Annotated in this window: 4 protein-coding genes; all 4 read left to right on the top strand. The window is 68.2% G+C overall.

Annotated elements, in window-relative coordinates:
• Nucleotides 1-1,232: ABC transporter substrate-binding protein (locus tag ACXJKG_RS19610; RefSeq protein WP_456847406.1), on the top strand; the 1,232-nt coding region annotated here is incomplete at its 5' end.
• A 91-nt stretch (nt 1,233-1,323) separates the two neighbouring features.
• Nucleotides 1,324-2,208, top strand: coding sequence for a carbohydrate ABC transporter permease (locus ACXJKG_RS19605; RefSeq protein WP_456847405.1), 885 nt, complete (start codon nt 1,324-1,326; stop codon nt 2,206-2,208).
• Between the two features lie 4 nt (nt 2,209-2,212).
• The gene (locus tag ACXJKG_RS19600; RefSeq protein ID WP_456847404.1) at nt 2,213-3,100 is read left to right on the top strand and encodes a carbohydrate ABC transporter permease; all 888 of its coding nucleotides are present in this window, start codon (nt 2,213-2,215) and stop codon (nt 3,098-3,100) included.
• 47 nt (nt 3,101-3,147) lie between these two features.
• Nucleotides 3,148-4,593, top strand: a 1,446-nt coding sequence (locus ACXJKG_RS19595) for a family 78 glycoside hydrolase catalytic domain (RefSeq protein ID WP_456847403.1), incomplete at its 3' end; no start/stop codon positions are given.

Raw genomic sequence — 4,593 nt, 5'->3', positions numbered from 1 at the left:
GCGATTCGCCGTCAGGCGGATCGGGCAAGGCTGCGTCCGACCTGTCGTTCCTCGCGATCAACGAGAACGAGACGATCCCGACCACCCTGACCACGCTGAGCACCGACGAGTGCAAGGCGGAGAACGAGGCCCAGCCTCTGAAGATCACCAAGCAGGCGCAGTCGACGCTCGACCAGCAGCTCCAGCTGTTGGCCGGCCAGGATGCCCTTCCGCAGCTGTTCATCAGCGCGAACGCCCCGTCGCTCAACGCCCAGCTGGCGGAGCAGGGCACCCTGCAGGACGCCGGCGCGGCCCTCGACCAGCTCGGGATCGCGGACGACGTCCTGCCCGCGGCGACGTCGGTGATCGAGAACCTGTACGACGGCAAGCAGCTCGTGCTGCCGACCGAGCTCAACATCGAGGGCATCTGGTACAACAAGAAGATCCTCGCCGACAACGGCATCGACGTCCCGACGACGTGGACCGAGCTCACGGACGCGTTCGCCAAGCTCAAGGCGGCCGGCGTCCAGCCGATCTCCCAGGCCGGCAAGGGCGGCGACGGCTGGGGCGTGACCCGGTGGGTCGGCAACTACATCGCACGCGACCTCGGTCCGACCGCGCTGCAGGACGTGCGCGACGGCAAGGCCAAGCTCACGGACTCCGAGTACGTCAAGGCTGCCGACGCGATCGCCGACCTCGGCAAGCAGGGCTACTTCGGGGCGTCGCCCACCTCGATCGACTACACAACCGCGCTCAACACGTTCCTGACCGGCGACGCCGCGTTCATCTACATGGGCTCGTGGGCCGTCTCCAACTTCACGGACGAGACGCAGAACAAGGTCGGAGCCGACAACATCGGCTTCATGCATTTCCCGACCGTGGACGGCGGCAAGGGTTCTGCCGACCAGATGCCCGCCAACGTCGGTACCGCCATGGCGATCTCGTCCAAGGGCTTCAAGGACACCGCCACGCAGGACTGGGTCAAGTGCATCGCTGGGAACTACGGCACGGTCGCACTGCGCGACAGCGGCCAGGTGACCGGCTTCAAGGTGAACGGCGACGTGCAGGTCTCTCCGCTGAGCCAGCTGGTCCAGGACGAGATCGGCAAGACCCAGGAGAGCATCCTGTGGTTCGAGGCGTACTTCAGCCCGGAGGCCACCACCACGAGCCAGAACGACGGCGGCCTGCTCGGTTCCGGACAGCTGAGCGGTGAGGACTTCATGTCGCAGGTCCAGGCGAGCCTGGGTTCCTGACACCCCGCCCGATGCACGACCAGTGAGGCGGGCCGWTGGTTGCCCATCGGCCCGCCTCCACCCTCCTCGACGATGAGAGGCAGCTTCTGCCATGAACCGTGTCCTGGGCGACAAGCGCGCCATCTTGCTGCTGCTCGGGCCAGCACTGCTCGTGTACTCGCTCGTCATGCTGCTGCCGATGGTGTGGTCGCTGGGGTACACGTTCTTCAGCGGCAGCGTCGTCACGGGGTTCGAGTGGGTCGGGCTGGAGAACTTCCAGAAGCTCCTCACCGACCCGGCCGCGCGCGAAGCACTCCTCTTCACCCTGAAGTACGCCGTCGTGATCACCATCGGGCAGGTGACGGTCGGCTACGCACTGGCCCTGCTCTACATCTTCTTCCTGCGCAAGGCGTCGGCCACGATCCGCACCCTCGTCTTCTTCCCCGTCGTGCTGCCGACCGTGGCCGTCGCCCTCCTGTTCCAGAAGTTCTTCGAGTTCGCCCCGCAGACGGGGCCGGTCAACGCTCTGCTCGAAGCCGTGGGACTCAACGCCGTCGACTGGTTCGGCACCGCGAGCCACGCCTTCTGGGTCATCGCGCTGATGGACATCTGGCGCTCGATGGGCTTCTACGCCGTCCTGCTGTACGCCGGCCTGGTCGACGTCCCCGACGAGCTGCTGGAGTCCGCGCGACTGGACGGCGCGGCCGGCTGGCGACTGGTGCGCAGCATCGTGCTCCCGCTGTCCCTGCCGGTCCTGGTCTCCTCGATCATCTTCAGCATCAACGGCACCCTCAAGGTCTTCGACTCGATCTACGCGCTGACGGGCGGAGGGCCAGGGAGCGGGACGACACCGCTGACCTTGTTGATGTACCGGACGTCGTTCTTCTACGGCAACTACGGCTACGGCTCCACGATCGCCCTCGCGCTCACGATCCTGTGCCTGATCGTCACCCTCTTCATCTTCCGCGCGAACCGCCGCGACATCACCCAGGACTGAGCCCATGACCACCCTGACGCAGATGCCCCAGCCCGTCGCCGCTCCGGTTCGTCGCCCCGGTCGGGCACGCCGACGAATCCGCCGGATCCCGCTCTACGCCGGCGTCACCATCCTGCTCGTCGTGATGGTGTACCCGCTGCTCTGGCTCCTGCTCGGGTCCTTCAAGACCCAGGACGAGTTCCTCAACAACCCCACGTGGTCGTTGCCGGAGAGCTTCACCAACTTCAGCAACTACACCGAGGCCTGGTCGAGCATCGCGCTCTACCTGCGCAACTCGGTGCTGGCTGTCTTCCCGGCGCTCGCGCTCGTCGTCGTGCTGGGCACGGCGGCCGGGTACGCGCTGGAGGTCATGGTCTTTCGCGGCCGCGGTGGCGTCCTCCTGCTGTTCCTGGCCGGCATCATGATCCCCGGTCAGATGATCCTGCTGCCGCTGTTCACCGTGTACTTCAAGCTGCATCTGACCAGCACGCTGTGGCCGCTGATCATCACCTACACGGCGATCGGCCTGCCCCTGACCGTGTTCATGATGGCGACCTACTTCCGCTCGATACCCCATGAGGTCTTCGAGGCCTCGACGCTCGACGGGGCGTCCGCGGTCCGGTCGTTCTGGTCGATCGGGTTCCCGATGATGCGCAACGCCATCTTCACGATCGCCCTGGTCCAGTTCTTCTTCCTGTGGAACGACCTGCTCATCGCGCTGACCTTCACCACCCAGGACAACCTGCGCACGGTCCAGGTCGGCCTGCTCAACTTCACGGGGCAGTTCGGCGCCGTCGACTACGGGCCGACGTTCGCGGCGATCTGCATCAACATGTTCATCGTCCTCGTGCTGTACATCTTCCTGAACCAGCGAGTCATGCGCGGCCTGTCCGCCGGAGCGGTCAAGGGCTGACCGTGCTGAGAGAACCCCGACCGGCGTCCTCGCCCGACGAGCCGGCCATGATCACCGTGGCCCCGCCCACCGTCGAGCACCACGTTTACGCGCTCGGTATCGGCGAGGCGCGCCCCCGGGTCTCCTGGCGACTGGACCGCGCACCCGAGAGCTGGCGCACCAGCGCGTACGAGCTGCGGGTCTCGGTCAAGGACCGACCCGAGCTGACGTCGGGGTGGGTCCACGGGGCGTCCCAAGGCCTCGTCCCGTGGCCGTTCGACGCTCTGCGCTCCCGCGAGCGCCTCGTGCTGTCGGTGCGCGTCCGGGACGCCGACGGGCGCGAGTCGCCCTGGTCCGCGGGCACCACCATCGAGGCAGGGTTGCTCGACCCGTCCGACTGGGTGGCCAGGGCGATCACCCCACCCGGCCCGGTCGAGGACGCCGACCTGCGGCCGCCCCCGCTCGTGCGGCACGAGTTCGCGCTGGCGCAGCGGCCCGTCGCGGCGCGGCTGTACGTCTCGGCGCACGGCCTGTTCGAGCCGTACGTGAACGGCGTCCGCGTCGGCGACGAGGAACTCGCTCCGGGCTGGACCGTGTATCCGCACCGGCTGCGGTACTCGACCTTCGACGTCACCGACCTCCTCCGGGAGGGGGTGAACGCGGTCGGAGCGTTCCTCGGCGACGGCTGGTACCGCGGAAGGATCGGGTTCGACGGCGGCAACCGGGACATCTACGGTGACCGGCTCGCGCTGATCGCCCAGCTCGAGATCGAGCTCGCCGACGGCAGGCGACAGGTGGTCGCGACCGGTCCGGGCTGGCGAGCCGGCACGGGGCCGATCCTCAGCTCAGGTCTGTACGAGGGCGAGCGCCACGACGCCCGCCTCGACGAGGCGGGCTGGTCGGCCGCTGGTTTCGACGACAGCGGCTGGTCGGCCGTCGAGGTGGTCGATCGTGACCCCGCGACGCTCGTCGCGCCCGAGGGTCCGCCGGTCCGATGCACCGAGGAGCTGGTCGCGACCTCTGTCACCCGCACGTCCGACGGAGCCGCGCTGCTCGACTTCGGCCAGAACCTGGTCGGCCGGCTCCGGATCCGTGTCGACGGGCCGGAGGGCACGGTCGTCCGACTGCGCCACGCCGAGGTCCTGCAGGACGGGGACCTCCACGTCCGTCCGCTGCGCGGCGCGTACTCCGTGGACGAGTACGTCCTGGGCCCCGGTGGCCCGCAGGAGTGGGAGCCGCGCTTCACCGTCCACGGGTTCCGCTACGCCCGGGTCGAGGGCTGGCCGGGGGAGCTGCGCGCCGGCGACGTCGTCGCCCGCGTCCTGCACTCCGACATGCGGCGCACCGGGGGCTTCGCCTCCTCGGACGCCCGACTCAACCGCCTGCACGACAACGTCGTGTGGAGCATGCGAGGCAACTTCGTCGGGCTGCCGACGGACTGCCCGCAGCGTGACGAACGGCTTGGCTGGACGGGCGACATCCAGGTGTTCGGACCGACCGGGACGTTCCTCTAC

Source organism: Cellulomonas sp. P5_C6 (genome assembly GCF_054049635.1).
Note: the sequence above shows the minus strand (reverse complement) of the source record. Positions and strands in the feature narration are given on the sequence as shown.

Excerpts from the sequence above, each read along its gene's own strand:
- ACXJKG_RS19605 (WP_456847405.1), top strand. The coding sequence starts at position 1,324 with ATGAACCGTGTCCTGGGCGACAAGCGCGCCATCTTGCTGCTGCTCGGG.
- ACXJKG_RS19600 (WP_456847404.1), top strand. The coding sequence starts at position 2,213 with ATGACCACCCTGACGCAGATGCCCCAGCCCGTCGCCGCTCCGGTTCGT.